This window comes from Planctomycetota bacterium (genome assembly GCA_038746835.1).
Lineage (GTDB): Bacteria > Planctomycetota > Phycisphaerae > Tepidisphaerales > Tepidisphaeraceae > JBCDKH01.
This window is the reverse complement of the sequence record JBCDKH010000018.1, coordinates 1-14,234: the sequence shown is the minus strand read 5'-3', so window position 1 is coordinate 14,234 and position 14,234 is coordinate 1. Positions and strand designations below refer to the sequence as shown.

16 protein-coding genes and 1 tRNA gene are annotated in these 14,234 nt (G+C 65.3%); 13 read left to right on the top strand and 4 right to left on the bottom strand.

Features of this window, described 5'->3' with window-relative positions:
• The first annotated feature begins 2 nt into the window (after positions 1 to 2).
• Positions 3 to 647, top strand: a complete 645-nt coding sequence (locus tag AAGI46_03610; protein ID MEM1011290.1) for a hypothetical protein — start codon at positions 3 to 5, stop codon at positions 645 to 647.
• On the opposite strand, the gene AAGI46_03605 is transcribed toward AAGI46_03610, so the two are convergent.
• The gene (locus AAGI46_03605) at positions 597 to 1,277 is read right to left on the bottom strand and encodes a DUF6498-containing protein (protein ID MEM1011289.1); all 681 of its coding nucleotides are present in this window, start codon (positions 1,275 to 1,277) and stop codon (positions 597 to 599) included. The genes AAGI46_03610 and AAGI46_03605 overlap by 51 nt on opposite strands.
• Before the next feature lie 10 nt (positions 1,278 to 1,287).
• Entirely contained in the window at positions 1,288 to 1,554 is a 267-nt protein-coding gene (locus AAGI46_03600) for a hypothetical protein (protein ID MEM1011288.1), read from the bottom strand.
• Between the two features lie 106 nt (positions 1,555 to 1,660).
• Between AAGI46_03600 and efp the strand changes: the two genes are divergently transcribed.
• The 6 genes from efp to AAGI46_03570 all read left to right on the top strand — a co-directional run bounded on the left by efp (position 1,661) and on the right by AAGI46_03570 (position 6,303).
• Positions 1,661 to 2,221 carry an elongation factor P gene (gene efp, locus AAGI46_03595; protein MEM1011287.1) on the top strand — a complete coding sequence of 187 codons (561 nt, stop codon included), beginning with the start codon at positions 1,661 to 1,663 and terminating at the stop codon, positions 2,219 to 2,221.
• A gap of 81 nt (positions 2,222 to 2,302) precedes the next feature.
• Positions 2,303 to 3,139: a TIGR00282 family metallophosphoesterase gene (locus tag AAGI46_03590; GenBank protein MEM1011286.1), complete on the top strand. Its 837-nt coding sequence runs from the start codon at positions 2,303 to 2,305 to the stop codon at positions 3,137 to 3,139.
• Positions 3,140 to 3,186: 47 nt separating this feature from the next.
• A tRNA-Ser gene (locus AAGI46_03585) sits at positions 3,187 to 3,275 on the top strand.
• A 158-nt stretch (positions 3,276 to 3,433) separates the two neighbouring features.
• Positions 3,434 to 3,760 (top strand): hypothetical protein, encoded by a 327-nt coding sequence (locus AAGI46_03580; protein ID MEM1011285.1) that lies wholly within the window; start codon positions 3,434 to 3,436, stop codon positions 3,758 to 3,760.
• 14 nt (positions 3,761 to 3,774) lie between these two features.
• Positions 3,775 to 4,113 (top strand): hypothetical protein, encoded by a 339-nt coding sequence (locus AAGI46_03575; GenBank protein MEM1011284.1) that lies wholly within the window; start codon positions 3,775 to 3,777, stop codon positions 4,111 to 4,113.
• 78 nt (positions 4,114 to 4,191) lie between these two features.
• On the top strand, positions 4,192 to 6,303 hold the full coding sequence (locus AAGI46_03570; protein MEM1011283.1) for a tetratricopeptide repeat protein: 2,112 nt from the start codon (positions 4,192 to 4,194) through the stop codon (positions 6,301 to 6,303).
• Positions 6,304 to 6,445: 142 nt separating this feature from the next.
• Here the strand turns inward: AAGI46_03570 and AAGI46_03565 are convergent, their stop codons facing one another.
• Together AAGI46_03565 and AAGI46_03560 are read right to left on the bottom strand one after the other, a co-directional pair.
• The gene (locus AAGI46_03565) at positions 6,446 to 7,198 is read right to left on the bottom strand and encodes a DUF2817 domain-containing protein (protein MEM1011282.1); all 753 of its coding nucleotides are present in this window, start codon (positions 7,196 to 7,198) and stop codon (positions 6,446 to 6,448) included.
• A gap of 15 nt (positions 7,199 to 7,213) precedes the next feature.
• Complete coding sequence (locus AAGI46_03560; protein ID MEM1011281.1) at positions 7,214 to 8,479, bottom strand: glycine cleavage T C-terminal barrel domain-containing protein; 1,266 nt, start codon at positions 8,477 to 8,479, stop codon at positions 7,214 to 7,216.
• Positions 8,480 to 8,700: 221 nt separating this feature from the next.
• On the opposite strand from AAGI46_03560, the gene AAGI46_03555 reads away from it, so the two are divergent.
• From AAGI46_03555 to AAGI46_03530, 6 genes are all read left to right on the top strand, one after another.
• Complete coding sequence (locus tag AAGI46_03555; GenBank protein MEM1011280.1) at positions 8,701 to 9,435, top strand: UvrB/UvrC motif-containing protein; 735 nt, start codon at positions 8,701 to 8,703, stop codon at positions 9,433 to 9,435.
• Positions 9,436 to 9,464: 29 nt separating this feature from the next.
• Positions 9,465 to 10,562 carry an AAA family ATPase gene (locus AAGI46_03550; GenBank protein ID MEM1011279.1) on the top strand — a complete coding sequence of 366 codons (1,098 nt, stop codon included), beginning with the start codon at positions 9,465 to 9,467 and terminating at the stop codon, positions 10,560 to 10,562.
• A complete protein-coding gene (locus tag AAGI46_03545) occupies positions 10,562 to 11,185 on the top strand; it encodes a hypothetical protein (GenBank protein ID MEM1011278.1) in 624 nt (207 codons plus the stop codon). Before AAGI46_03550 ends, AAGI46_03545 begins: the two co-directional genes overlap by 1 nt.
• Positions 11,186 to 11,301: 116 nt before the next feature.
• Entirely contained in the window at positions 11,302 to 11,811 is a 510-nt protein-coding gene (locus tag AAGI46_03540; protein MEM1011277.1) for a hypothetical protein, read from the top strand.
• A 137-nt stretch (positions 11,812 to 11,948) separates the two neighbouring features.
• On the top strand, positions 11,949 to 13,076 hold the full coding sequence (gene mnmA, locus AAGI46_03535; GenBank protein MEM1011276.1) for a tRNA 2-thiouridine(34) synthase MnmA: 1,128 nt from the start codon (positions 11,949 to 11,951) through the stop codon (positions 13,074 to 13,076).
• Between the two features lie 9 nt (positions 13,077 to 13,085).
• Positions 13,086 to 14,060, top strand: coding sequence for a glycosyltransferase family 9 protein (locus tag AAGI46_03530; protein MEM1011275.1), 975 nt, complete (start codon positions 13,086 to 13,088; stop codon positions 14,058 to 14,060).
• Positions 14,061 to 14,234 lie beyond the last annotated feature (174 nt).

The window sequence follows — 14,234 nt, the reverse complement described above, 5'->3', positions numbered from 1 at the left end:
TCATGCCGCACACGCCACGCGAGCTGCTCAAGGGATCGCTCTCGACGCATCTGCCGTTCATCTGGCGTCTGGCCGTCGCGTTCACGCCGACCCACAACGACGCGACGCGTGCCCTACGCCACATCACAAGGCTCGCCGGCGAGGCCTCGACCGAGTGGACGGACATGGACGATGCCACGCGTTGGCTCCGCCATCACACGATTCTGGAGCTACGCGACGCGGACGAGCCGGGGCGTGACGACCCACTCGCCCACGACGACGATTCGCCGAGCCACCGCGCGACGATTGCGGCGTTCCGCAAACTGCCGCGCCAGCAGCAGGAAGCGACGCTGCTCAGCGCCGGTGCCAGCCTCACCGATCGCCAGATCGGCATCGCCATGGACTGCAGCGTGACCGCCGCCAGTGGCCATCGCACGGCCGCGATCGACGCGCTGAAGTTGCTCAGCGGCAGCTCCGAAACGCCGCTCCGTCAGCTCGCCCATGCGTTCGGGCGCATCGACGTCCCCGGCAGCTTCGTGGTCGAGATCGAGCAGCAGGCCGACCGCATCGGCTGGTGGCGCACGGTGTGGCCCTGGTTTGCACTCGTCGGCCTGTTGTTAGTCGTTGCCGTCGCCACCTGGTTGATCCTGACGCGTGTCGAAATCTGACGTGACGCGTTTGCGGTGCGACCTGCGATGGGCCACGACGTCGAGGCCGATCTTGAGGACGACCAGCAGCATCAGCAGTGCCGTCGGCTGCCCCAAGACGACGACGAACATGCCCGACATCACGATCGCCACGTGCAGGACGATCATCCGCGGATAAGGCCGGGCCATCTCCTCTTTCAGCTCCGCCGTCCGCCACTCGCCGCCGAGGAGGAAATTGCCGAAGAACGACACGCCGTGGCTCAGGAACAGCCCGAACAAGGCAAGCCCCGGCACCTCGCCCAGCAAAGCCACCGGCGATGGAAACCCACCTTGCATCTCGTCCAAAGACGTCAGCACGCCGACGAACACGCCGTGCACGAACGTGAAGATGCCGAAGTGCACCGCGAAGAACCCGATGAGCGGCACCGCCCCGATCCCGCCGACGCGAGCCATCCGCATCGCCGCCCAGAACGCCACGACCACGTTCTCCGCCCAGTAGAGCAGCAGAATCTGACGCACGTCCCACCCGAATAGTGCCACGCCCACCAGCGGCACAAGGTTGGCCACGACCAACGCGACCAGCGACACCGACGCCCCGACGGACAACCCCGTCGGCACTGGAAGCTTCTGCTCGCTGGGGCCAACGGTCACGGCCAGAACCCTACTCGAACCCCGCGGCAGGTCGCGAATCACTTCCCGCTTCCGACGCCTCACCCGCCGGCTCGTAGAGCACGATGACCAGAATGTCGCTCGTGCCGAACCCCTTGCTACCGACGCCGGCCGTGTCGTCTCCCTTTGGCGATTGGGGCGCGATATTGCCGGTGATCTGCACGACCTTGGCCCCGCTGGTCCGCAGCCATTCATTGATGCGATCCTCCAACGGATGCGGCTCAGCCTCGACGCCTTTGAAGAGCTTGACCTGGTGCATAGCCGTCAGCGTACCTCGTGAACTGGTGACTTGTAACTGGGATCAGACGCCTCCTAGCGTGCCCTCCGGCCCGAGTTTCAAGTCACCAGCAACCAGCCACCACTTCATGCGCGCCTCCGACATCCGCCGCGGTCAGGCCGTCATCATCGACGGCACGCTTTACGTCGTTACCAACGCCGACCACAACACGCCCGGCAACCTGCGGGCCAAGGTGCAGTTCAAGCTGCGCGACGTGAAGAAGGGCACCATCCAAGACAAGCGCGTCGGCGCGACCGACAACATCGAGACCGTCAACCTTGACCGCCGCACCGTCGAGTTCCTCTACGACGAAGGCGACAACCTCGTTTTCATGGACACCGAGACCTACGACCAGCCGTCCATCCCCAAGGACGTCCTCGGCGATGATGCGCTCTACCTGACGCCCAACACGCAGATGTCGGCCCTCTACCACGACGGCAACATGGTCAGCTACGAACTGCCCAAGGTCGTCGAGCAGACCGTCACCGACACGCCCCCGGCCATCAAGGGCGCCACCGCGACCAACCAGCTCAAAGACGCCACCACCGAAACCGGCCGAAACGTCAAGGTCCCGCCCTTCATCAACCCCGGCGACGTCATCAAGTTCAACACCGACGACGGCTCCTACATCGAACGTGTGAGTAAGTAGGGCGCGAGGCGCTAGGGATTAGGGACTAGGTGTCACCTCTGCCCTAGCGCCTAGTCCCTGGTCCCTAGTCCCTCTCCACTCATGCGGATCCTCGCCCTCGGTGACATCGTCGGACGCCCAGGCCGACGTGCGGTCGCAGAACTCCTGCCGGGCGTCATCCGCGACGAGAAGATCGACTTCGTCATCGCCAACGGCGAGAACGCCGCGGCGGGAAGTGGCATCACGCCCAAGATTTTTCAATCCCTCCGCGAAGCCGGCGTCGGGTGCGTGACGCTGGGCGATCACTTCCACAAGCGGGCAGAGATCCTCAAGACGCTCGACGACTCGTCCCGCATCCTCCGGCCCGCCAACCTCAGCGCGCGTGGCCACGGCCGGCCGTTCGTCGTCATTCCGACCAGCGTCGCGGGCCGCGAGATCAAGATCGGCGTCTTCGCCGTCAGTGGCCGGCTCTTCATGAGCAGCCTGCCCGGCGGCGATCCGTTCGAGTCCGCTGACCGCGTCATCGCTGCGATGCCCAACGACGTGAAGGTCATCGTCTGCGACGTCCACGCCGAAGCGACCAGCGAAAAGCAGGCGATGGGCTGGCACCTGGCCGGACGCACATCGCTCGTCTTCGGCACGCACACGCACATTCCCACGGCCGACGCGACGATCCTCAACAAGCACACCGCCTACATCACTGACGTCGGCATGACCGGCCCGTACGACTCGGTCCTGGGCCGAAAGAAGGAAGCCGTCCTGAGCTGGATGACCCGGCAAATCCCACAGCACTTCGAAGTCGCCACCGGCGACGTCCGCCTCTCTGGCGTCCTGGCCGACATCGACGAATCTACCGGCCGATCCACCCACGTCGAGCGTTTCGAGCGACGCCTCCCCGGCACCCAACAGGCCTACGACGCCGACGACCGTCGTGAGTGATCGACTTGCCCCGGGTGTCGACCGACGACTACCATCGCGACCACCCCGGAGAGGTGGCCGAGTGGCTTAAGGCAACGCTTTGCTAAAGCGTCGTACTGGGAAACCGGTACCGGAGGTTCGAATCCTCTCCTCTCCGCTGTCTGAGGTATGGCTGACTTCCAGGCGTTCTCAACCAGCTAGTCGGACGACCGTCGTTTCGCGATGTAGTGAACTCGTTGCGTACAATCGCACACGGGCGGTGTCGGCAGTGGGTCGATCTTCGCCACAAGCGCGTAACCGACTCTGGAAGGCGACATGGAACCTGTGACTCTGGCAGCACTCACCGGTGCAGCGACGACGCTCGGCGTCAAGGTGATTGAGGGCTTTGGCGGCGAGGCCGGCAAGAGCCTTTGGAGCAAGGTCAAGAACGCTCTCGGCTGGACGGACGACCCGGCCAAGGAGGACCTGCCCGTCGAGCTCGCCGAGCGGTTCCTCGCCGACGGAGCCGTCGCAAAGCGGGTCGTCGAACTGCTGAAAGACGATCAAGCGGCCGAAGCAGGTGTCCGGCAGCTCGTCGGGCGAATCGACGCCAAGAACGTCAACATCATCCAAAATAACTACGGCGGCATCCATCAGTCATAGAGAAAGGGGGCGGTGTGAACGAGGGCACAAACCCGGCACCGTTGGTCGGTCACCAGCAGGCGAAAAACGCCACGGCGGTCGACAAGAATGAGGGCGGCATTCACTACCACAACTATGCCGCAGCCACTCCTGAGCCCGGCGACCCGTCCAACTTCCCGTCCGCCGGCGTCTCCCGCAACGACGACTTCGTCGGCCGCACGCGGGAACTCGACGACCTCCACGCCGCCCTCGTCGGCGGCGAGGACGTCGCCGTCTTCCACGCCGTCTCCGGCGACGGCGGCTTCGGCAAGTCGCAGCTCGCTGTCGAGTACGCCTATCTCCACGGCCCCTTCGAGCGCGGGTCGAAGCACTAAGACGGCGTATGGTTTGTCGACGCCTCCTCCGCTGCCAACGCGGACCGCGACGGGCGCCACGTCCTGATCGCCCTCGGCGTGACGCCACCGCAAGAGTCCGAGGCCGTCGCCGCCGCCGTGGCCCGGGCTCTCTCCGCCAAGCAACACCTGCTCGTCCTCGACGACGTGCCCGACCTCGCCGCCGCTCGGCAGCAGTATGCCCTCGCCGACCCGGCCCGGCTGCTCGTCACGACCCGCCGCAACGCCGCCACCGCCGGCGGCTTCCGGACCTTCCCGCTCGACGTTCTCAACGCCTATGACGCCCGCGCCCTGCTTCGCCAGAAGCGGGGCGACCTCGCTGGCGATGAGCACGACGCCGCGCTCGACGCCGTCACCGGCTACCTTCATCGCCACGCCCTCGCCGTCGCGCTTGCCAACAGCTACCTCCGGGAGAACCCCGACCTTTCCCCCGCGGCTCTGCTGGCCGAACTCGAACGTGCGCCGATCGGAGAGGACGAGGGACTGCTAGGCGATGTCGACCCGCGGGACGTCGACCCCCGCTACCGCCGCGGCGTGGCCGCGACGCTGATGCTCCACCTCCCGACCCTCGGCCAGCCCGAGAACGACGCCGACCGTCTCCGCCAGCGTCTCCTTGCCGCCGCGTCGCTGCTCGACCCGCGAGCGATCCCCCGCGACCTTCTTCACGCCGCCGTCCCCGACGTCGAGCCCCGCGAGGCCCGCAAGCAACTCAACCGCCTCGTCGACGTCTCCGTTCTCCGCGCCACGGCCAACGATGCCGCGGCCGTCGACATCCACGGCCTGTCCCAGCAGATCGTCAAGGCCCGTCTCGTCGCTACGAAGCAAGGGCGACAGCTTGTTGGGCGGAGCGCACACAACCTGCGCAACCATTTGATTGGTGTCTTCACCAATAACCCAGTTGCAAACGCTACTCGCGGTGATATTCTCGACAACGTCTCCCGGCATGCTTCAGCATTGATCCGTCAAAATCTCGGACGTCATATCGCCTTCGAATGGGCGATACTCTGCAATCTGGTCGGTTACCACGCTCAGCGTGTTCACCATCGTCTGCGAGATGCACTTAAGCTCTTCAGCGAGGCTGAGCGCATCGACCGCGTTGCTTTCGGTGATGACCACCACCTAGTTGCGCAAGACGTCAACAACGCCGGTGGCGTGCTTCACGCCCTTCGTGATCTCAGCGGAGCCTTGGTCTTGTATCGAGAGAGCGAGCGAATTCTCCGCCTCGCGACCGGCGTAGATCGGCGTAACCTAGGGATGGCGATCAACAACATCGGTGGCGTGCTGCGAGAGCTAGATGACCTCCCAAATGCCTTGGTGGCTTTCCGCGAAGCTGAGTGCGTCGAACGTGCCGCATTCGGCAACAACCACCAGAACGTCGCAGTCTGTGTCAACAATATTGGCAGCGTTCTGCTAGCACGCGGTGATGCCGATGGAGCTTTAAAAGCGTTCAGTGAAGCCGAGCGGATCGATCGCGTAGTCTTTGGAAGCAGCCACACGAACGTGGCAATTCGACTGGGCAACGTCGGCAGAGCCCTGCTGCTCCTAGGGAAGCACGAAGATGCGCTGGCTGCTTATTGCGAAGCCGAGCAGCTTTTTCGTGCAGCATTCGGCAACAACCATCCGAGCATAGCAATCGCGGCGAATAACGTCGCGACAGCTTGGCGAGCGAGCGGACATCTGGACGTCGCCATGTCAAATTTTCGCGAAGCCGAGAGAATCGATCGTGCTGCGTTTGGCGACAGTCATCCAAATGTGGCAACACGAATAAACAATATTGGCGACATATTCATGTTGCAGGGGCATCTTGACGACGCATTAGACTGTTTTGTTAGATCTGAGCGTGTTTTCAGCACATACTTCGGCGAGATGCATTCAAATGTGACTACCGGCATTAATAGTATCGCTTCCGTTCATGCGGCTCGTGGAGATCATCGCGAGGCTAGAATGAGCTTTACGAAAGCGCTCTGCATACTTTTACGCCTCTACGGTCCGACCGGTATGAACGTCGATGCAACGGCCGCTAATCTGCTCGCGGTCGACGGCAATCCTGTTGGCGTAGCTCGCGACGTAGCGGGCGACGATGCAGCAGAGGCCGTTCGGGCGGGCATGATGGCAATCCTGCCTAGAGAGGGAAAGGCAAAGCTGGCGGCGTTGGAGGGGCGGGAGCCATAGGCGGGGACGTGATTGCCTTGGCCTTGCTTCCGCACCACGGCGGGGTTCGACGGAAATTACGCCTCGTGCTGAAGCACGACCTACCGCGCACTCAGCGAAGGCGATGCGGCGGGAATATGACGCGGTCGTGGGCACCACTCCGTCACCCTTCGACGAAGAGGCGGAGGGCGGGGCCGTAGGTGGTCCAGCGGGCGGCGGGGGGTTGTTGGTCGGCGGAGCGGGGGAGTTCGAGGGTGATGATTGGCGTGCCGAGGTCGAGGCCGAGGTAGCTGCCCATGCTGCCGGGGCGGCCGCCGAGCTTTTTGGCGGGGAGGCCGCAGGCGGCGGACATGCGGCGGGCGAGGGACTCGGCCGGGCCGTCCCAGTCGACGCAGGAGAGCGGCTGATGCAGCGTCAGCACGCGATCGGGCCGGACCTCTTCGATGAGGGCTGCCAGGGCCGCGGACTCGGGCTCGCTCAGAGGTGCGGGGCCGCTGTTGCTCGCCTGGTCGATGCGATTCGTGCTGGGCCAGTTGCGGTTGAGGTCGACGTTGCGCGCGTTGCGCCGCGTGTTGCTCGCGACGCCGTCCGGGTTCAGCACAGGGACGACGACGAGGTGACGGTTGCCGAGCCAGTCGCCGCGGGAGGCTTCGTCCAGCAGTCGCTCGGCCAGCGCGATGCCGGCCTGCTCGTTGCCGTGGATGCCGCCGACGACCAGAACGACCTCGTCCGCCGTCGCGGCGGGCGTGCCGATGACGGCGGCGCGGATGTCTCGCTGCTGGACGCTTGTGCCGATGACGGACCAAACCGGCATCAGTGGTTGCTCCGCATCGTCCGGCATGCCCATCGCGAATCGCGACTCAGACGCGCAGCCGGCAAGGGACAGAAATAGCAGCGAAGCCAACAGCCGAGTCATCGAAAGACGCTACCGCTACGCCTGCACGAACGGCAGTTCGACCACCTCCGCCGACACGCGTCGGCCTTCGGCAGGGACGGTGACGGTCTTTCCGACCTCGAAGTGCGGCCGCTTGATCGTCGCCAGGGCGATGCTGGCCATCGACAGGATCGGCGAGAGCGTGCTGCTGGTGACGATGCCGATCTGCTGGTCGTTCAGCTCGACGGGCGCGCCGGCACCGGGCAATGCGTCTTCGGTCATGCGCAGGCCGACGAGGTTCTTGGCCTGGACCTGTCGGGCGTGCATGCGGGCGACGACCTCCTGGCCGAGGTAGCAGCCGCCGACGACGCTGACGGCGCGGTCGAAGAGTGGGCCGGTTTCTGCTGGGAGGACGCCGCCCTTCTGCTCGGGCGTGTCATCACCGGCCTTGGCTCGACCCGGCTTGCTCGGCTCGGCCAGGGCGAAGTCGACGCCCAGTAGCGGAAGACCGGCCTCGATGCGGACGGCGTTGAACATGCCCCAGCCGACGGGACGCAAGCGACGCTGGCCGAACTGCCGGTCGTCGAGCGTTTGGCCAAAGCGGGTCGTCAGGTCGTTCCAGATCGAGGCGGCGGCGGTGATGGGGACGATCAGGTGGACGCCCGGCCGGCCGAGGCTGTCGTCGGTGATGGCGACAACCGGCTGCCCACCGAGCTTTGTCGACGACACGGCGTTGAAGCTGGTGGCCGGGAAGTCATCCGGACGAGCCCGAAACGCCGGAGCGACGTCCGCGCCGCTTTCCAGGATGGCGTGGCAGTCTGGGCCGAGGAGCGAAAGCACATAGTGATCGTCCGAGATCACGCTGAAGGCGGCCTTTTCGGTGAAGCGGTAGCGATCCAGCGCCTCGGCCAGCGTCGCCGCAAGCGGGCGGCTCGTCAGAAGCCAAACGGTCTCGTCGTCGATCCGCAAGACCGACGCGTCTGCGACGACCCGGCCCTTGAGGTTGAGGAAGAAGCTGTAGCAGCCCGTGCCGGTCGGCATCGGGTGCTTCGACTCCTTGCCGACGAGGGCGTTGGTCAGGAGGTTGTTGAGGAAGGTCAGGGCATCGCGGCCTTTGACTTGGACGAGGCCCAAGTCGCCGCGGGCCATGAGGCCGCAGGCTTTGTGGAGGGCGCTGTACTCGGCCTGGGGTTCGGCGAAGTTCATGACGATCGGCCGATCGTGCAGCCGTGCCAAATCGACGTCGTCGTCTTGCGCCAGGGGCGAGACGATTGGGTCTTGGACCGGCCCGGGCTCGGCTTGATCTACAGCATCCTGGGTCATTTTGGCCGTCTTGAACTAGGTGTTGTGGTGCTCGCCTGGAGCAGTTTTTTGTTGCAAAGTGGAGCGTCGCCGGCGACATGTTGCGCGCCGGCGCGGGACGCGCGCCGGGCGGAATCGCCCGTTAGCATCGCGGCCGCCGCGGAAGGATTCCTGCGGGTCGACGCCGGCACGACGCTGCTGCCGGCTGGGGTCAAACGCCCCTTGGGCACCGGGTCGACGCTATGCCAAAGGCCACCTCGAAGGATCGTCAAGCCCTGGCCACTTCGCCGCATCGCGACCTGCGTCGCATCCTCGCCGACTGGCCGGGAACGTCGCTCGCGGCCCGGATCGTTCCGGGCTTGGCAGGTCGGCCGCAGATGCAGATCCGCGTCGAAAGCGGCACCGGACTCGTCCAGCTCGACGTCGATGGCCCGCCCGACACGCGTGAGGGTGACGTCACGTGGCTGCGACGGCTGCGCAACGAACAACCCGAATCGCTCACGGACGATCAGGCAGCCGGACTCGATCGCGAGGCCCGGCTGGTCGCGCGGCGCTATCTCGGCTGGTTCCTGATGGAAGAGTGGAACCGCGTCATCCGCGACACCGGCCATCATCTTGCGGCGATTGACCAGCTTCGCCGGCTCGGACCGACACCTGTCGTGGCCGATGCGATGCGGTGGCTGCCGTATGCGTGGATGATGCGGGCTCGCGCCGAATCAGCTCGGTCGAACGCAGAAGGCCGATCGGACGAAGCGTTGCAGATTCTGCGTTCGGGCATTCGTCGCATCAAACGTCACCGCGCCAGCTTCGGCGGCGGGCAGCAGGAGCTTGCCGCGCTCAGGCAGGCAGCGGCAGCGGTTCGGCGTGTGGTGGAGCGCGATCCGAAGCGTCGCCTGGACCGCCTCATCCAACGCTGCGTCGCCAGCGAGCGTTACGAACGCGCGGCCGCCCTTCGCGACCGACTCATCCGCGGCTGACGTCGGTTCGTCGCTACGCTGAGTCCTTCATGCGAGCGATTTTCACAGGGCAAGTCGGCGTTGAGAAAAAGCCCTACCTCGACGCGGTTCAACAGCACGCCTCCAACGGCGGACACGATCTGGCGGTCTGCCACGTCGGCGACATGATGTACGCCGAGGCCCCCGATGTGCCCAAGGGCCGCATTCTGAACTTGCCGATCACTCGGCTCAACACGCTGCGTCGGGCCGTCTTCAAGGAAATCCTGCGGATCGCCGATCGTCACGAGCACGTGCTGGTCAACACGCACGCCACCTTCCGCTGGCGTCACGGGCTGTTCAGTGCCTTCGACTACGACCAGATGCAGGCGTTCAACCCGGACGTCTACCTCACGCTCCTCGACAACGCCGAGAGCGTCCACCAGCGCCTCGACCGCGACCACGGCGGCATCGACCACACGCTCAAGGACATCATGGTCTGGCGCGAGGAAGAACTGCTCGCGACCGAAATCCTGGCCAACATCCACAAGGGTCACGGCCACTTCTACATGATCAGCCGAGGCCGGGAGAAGCTCACGAGCGAGACGGTCTACCGGCTGCTTTTCGAACCGTGGCGCAAGAAGGTCTACCCGTCGTTCCCGATGACGCACGTGATGGATCTGCCCGACACGCTGGCGGAGATTGAGCGGTTCAAAGAGGCGCTGTACGAGCACTTCATCTGCTTCGACCCGGCCGACGTGGACGAGTTCGTCCTCCACACCAAGGGCCAGGCCGCCAAGGAGGCCGGTGAGCCGACCGTGACGGTCGACGCGGCCGAGGGTCCGACGACACTGCCGACGCAGCAGGTGCTGGACATCTCGGGCGACATCATGGGCCAGATCTACGCCCGCGACTTCAAGATGGTCGACCAGAGCGACATGATCGTCAGCCTCGTCCCCGAACTCCCCGGCGGCGGCCCAGGCCTCTCAAGCGGCGTCGAGCGCGAGCTGCACCACGCCTGGGAAGGCGGCAAGGAGGTCTACGTCGTCTGGATGCCCAATCGCCCGCCGAGTCCGTTCATCACGGAAACGGCGACCAAGGTCTTCCGCGGCGTGCAGGAGGCGATCGATCACTTTGGCCAGAAGGGTTACCTCGAAAGGCCGGCCAGCTGATGCCGCGGCTCCACAAGCCCAGCATCATCGCCATCGCGGTCCTTGCGGTCGTGTCGATGGTCGGCGGTTTCGCGTACCAGGAGTTGAAACACAGAACGGCCGTGAAGCAGGTCGACCTTGCGACCACGAGCTTCGTCGGCGCTCTGGAGACCGGGTTTGTCGAGGAGGCGTCGCGCGTGCTCGGATCCCGCGAGTCAGAACGCAACGAGGTTCTTCCCATGCTCACGCTGCTCTCTGGCCAGCTGGCGTTGGACAGAGCGCTCAACAGTCAGTTTGGCGAGGGTCTGCGCGATCGTCCGCTGCCCGTCAGCCATGCCGACCAGGCGGAGTCGATCGTCTTCGAAGACGACGTCGCGTTCATCGGCGAAGACGCCAACCGGCTCGTGTTTGTTCGCGACGAGCGCGGTGCCTTCCGGATCGACCGACGCCCGTTCATTTCGCCGAGCATCAAGCTCGAAGCGGCACAGGCCATGCGTGCCGAACTGGTCACGCTGGCCAACCGCGTTCGCGACGGCGAGTTCGACTCACGCGACGCGGCACTGGACGCCTACCAAACGGCCGCCTTTCGCGGCCTGCTCGCCGGCATCGCCGCGACGTCGCGACCAGCGGAAGTCGAGCCGTAAAACCGGCCGCTCGACCCAAAGGACGAACGTCAGGTGACGTCGCGATTTGCGACTTCCAAAGGCCAGCGGGCTGCTTGCCCGAGGAGACATGACCTTGTTCGTCGAGGAGTTCAGCAATGAAACGGCCAACGAAAGTGATCGTCACGCTCGTCGTGATCGCCGGGGTCTGGGCGTTTGCGACTGTCGCCTTGGGCACATGGTTCTTCAATGAACGGTCCAACGTCTCAGACCACCTCGAGCTCGGCGGTCCGGGCAAGGCCGTGTCGACGTTTGCGATGTGCCTTCGGGCCGGGCACCGTGGAGATGTGTTGGCTTGTGTCGTGAACGAGGCCGAGCAGCAGCGACTGGCGGCGGGCTTTGTCGACCTCGTCAACACAGGCGTCGACGCCGACGACCTCACGCAGCTGCCGCCCCTCGACATCGAGAACGCCGACGTCCAGATCGACGGCGACACCGCCACCGTCACGCCACCTGCCGTCGAAGGCGTCGATCGCGCGGCAGCATTCGTCGTTCAACGCGACGGTAACGCGTGGCGCATCGACCTCCTCGCGACACTCGATCTCTCCGCGGACGAAGCCGACGAACTGTCAACCCGACTCCGCAGCGCCGCAATGACGGTGGAGTGAGGATCTTTCTTCGTCGCAGACGGTCGGTGCTTCGCGCAGTCGCGCTTAGCGGTGCCACTTCACGATTCGAGCGACTGCAATTGCGCAAGCATTGGAACGAAAGCGCCATAACGCGTTTCCTATCGTGAGGTGTGCCAGTGAGCGGGAAGAAGGTCGTCCTCGCGATGAGTGGTGGCGTGGATTCGTCCGTCGCCGCAGCGTTGCTGTTGCGTGAGGGGTACGACGTGGTGGGCTGCTTCATGCGGAACGGTGCTGCCCAGCAGGACGAGGCCGAGACGTGTTCGACGTCGACCAAGAAGCACAAGCAGGGCTGCTGCAGCGTCAACGACGCCGCCGATGCCAGGCGGGTTGCCGATCGGCTCGGCATTCCGCTCTACGTGCTCAACTTCGAGCAAGAGTTCGGGCGGATCATCGACTACTTCGTCGCCGAATACGACGCGGGGCGAACGCCCAATCCGTGCGTGCGCTGTAACGACTGGCTGAAGTTCGGCCGGCTTCACGACTACGCCGAGGCCGTCGGGGCGGACTACGTTGCGAGCGGTCACTACGCACGAATCGAGCACACCGACGCCGGGCCACGACTGCTCCGCGGCGTCGACCGCTTGAAGGACCAGAGCTACGTCCTCTTCGGTGCCAGCGAAGGTCGGCTAGCGCACATGCTCCTGCCCGTCGGCGGCTATGAGAAGCACGAGATTCGCCAGCTGGCCGAAGAGCTGGACCTGCCGGTCTTCAACAAGCCCGACTCGCAGGAGATCTGCTTCGTTCCGGATCAGAACTACGCGTCGCTCGTCGACCGCCGCGGCATCGGCACACGGCCGGGCGAAGTCGTCGACACCGCGGGCAACAAGCTGGGCGAGCACGACGGGTTCCAGCGATACACCATCGGCCAGCGTCGCGGCCTCAGGCTCGCCGTCGGCCGGCCGATTTACGTCGTCGACACCGACGCCGAGACGAATCGCGTCGTGGTCGGCGACAAGACAGACGTCCTGTCGGACGGACTGATCGCGTCATCGATCAACGTGTTGAGTCCGGAGATCACATCGGCCGAGCGGCGTTGCGAGGCGAAGATTCGCTACAACGCCGAGCCGGTCCCGGCCGCCGTCCGCCGCACCGGCGAGGACGAGTTGCGGGTCGAGTTCGATGAGCCCCAAGCCGCCGTCGCCCCCGGCCAGGCCGTCGTCTGTTACGCGGACGACACCGTCCTCGCCGGCGGCTGGATCGACCGGGCGACCAAGCCCGCGACCGCCCTCCAGCCTGTCGGGTAAGCTTCGGCCGTGGCGAAACAGCGACTGCCCAAGCTTGCGGAGCTCGGCGGCTCGGCAGCGCGCAACGTGCTTTTCTTCCACCACGGCGGCCTGGGCGACTTTGTCCTGACATGGCCGCTGCTGCTTGGTGCCGCCAGGGTGCTGGCTCAAAGCCGCGTGATTGCCGTCGTGGGCGAGGATCGCGGGAAGCTCGCCGAGCAGGTGCTGCGCGTCGAGTATCGCGACGTCGAGGCGGGATGGTCCGGCCTCTTCGGCAACGCCAAACTTGCAGATCGACCGGCGAAGCTGCTGTCCAAGGCGAGCCACGTCATCTCCCTCGTCGCCGAGGCGGGAAGCGCGTGGGAGTCGCAGGTTCGCAAGCACGCGCCCGAGGCTGAGGTGCTGATGCTGACGCCGCCGCCGCGGGGATTGGCCGGGGAACACGCCATCGATCACCTGCTGGGCCAGATCGCCGAGCACCCGCTGCTGCACGGCGGCGCGATGGGCATCATGGAAAGCATCGGCCGGACCGGTCTTATGCCGCGGCTGTTCGACAAGCCGGGACCGGTCGTCCTCCACGTCGGCAGCGGCTCGCCCGCGAAAAACTGGCCGATCGCGGGTTGGATCGACCTTGCAAACCACCTCCGCGGTGCGGGCCGACGCGTGAAGGTGATCGCGGGCGAGGCGGAGCGTGAGCGTCTGTCCGCCGATGAGCTCGCGTCGCTGGGCGAGGTGTCGGACGTCCAGACGCCGCGTGATCTAAGCGAGCTGCTCTTTCTGCTGCGCGGGGCCGGCCTGTTCATCGGACACGACACGGGCCCGACGCACCTGGCCGCGATGTGCGGTCTCCCGACGCATGCCCTGTTCGGTCCGAAGAGCGATCCGCAGGCGTTCGGTCCCGTCGGTCCGCGTGTTCAGGTGCAGCACGTCGAGGATCTGGAAGCGTTGACCGTCGACGCAGTGGTTGCATCGCTCGCGGAGTTGGAAGGTGACGGTCCGGAGTGAGTCATCCGCGCGTGGATGCGGACTCCCGAGCATCGCACGAATGGATACTCGACGCTTCAAACGCGCGTTTAGCGGTGAGCGTCAGCGAGCCTCTCCGACGCACTACCGCGAGGCTCGCTGAAGCTCACCGCTAATCGCGAATCACAACACGTTTGAGTGGTCACAGCACGCGTG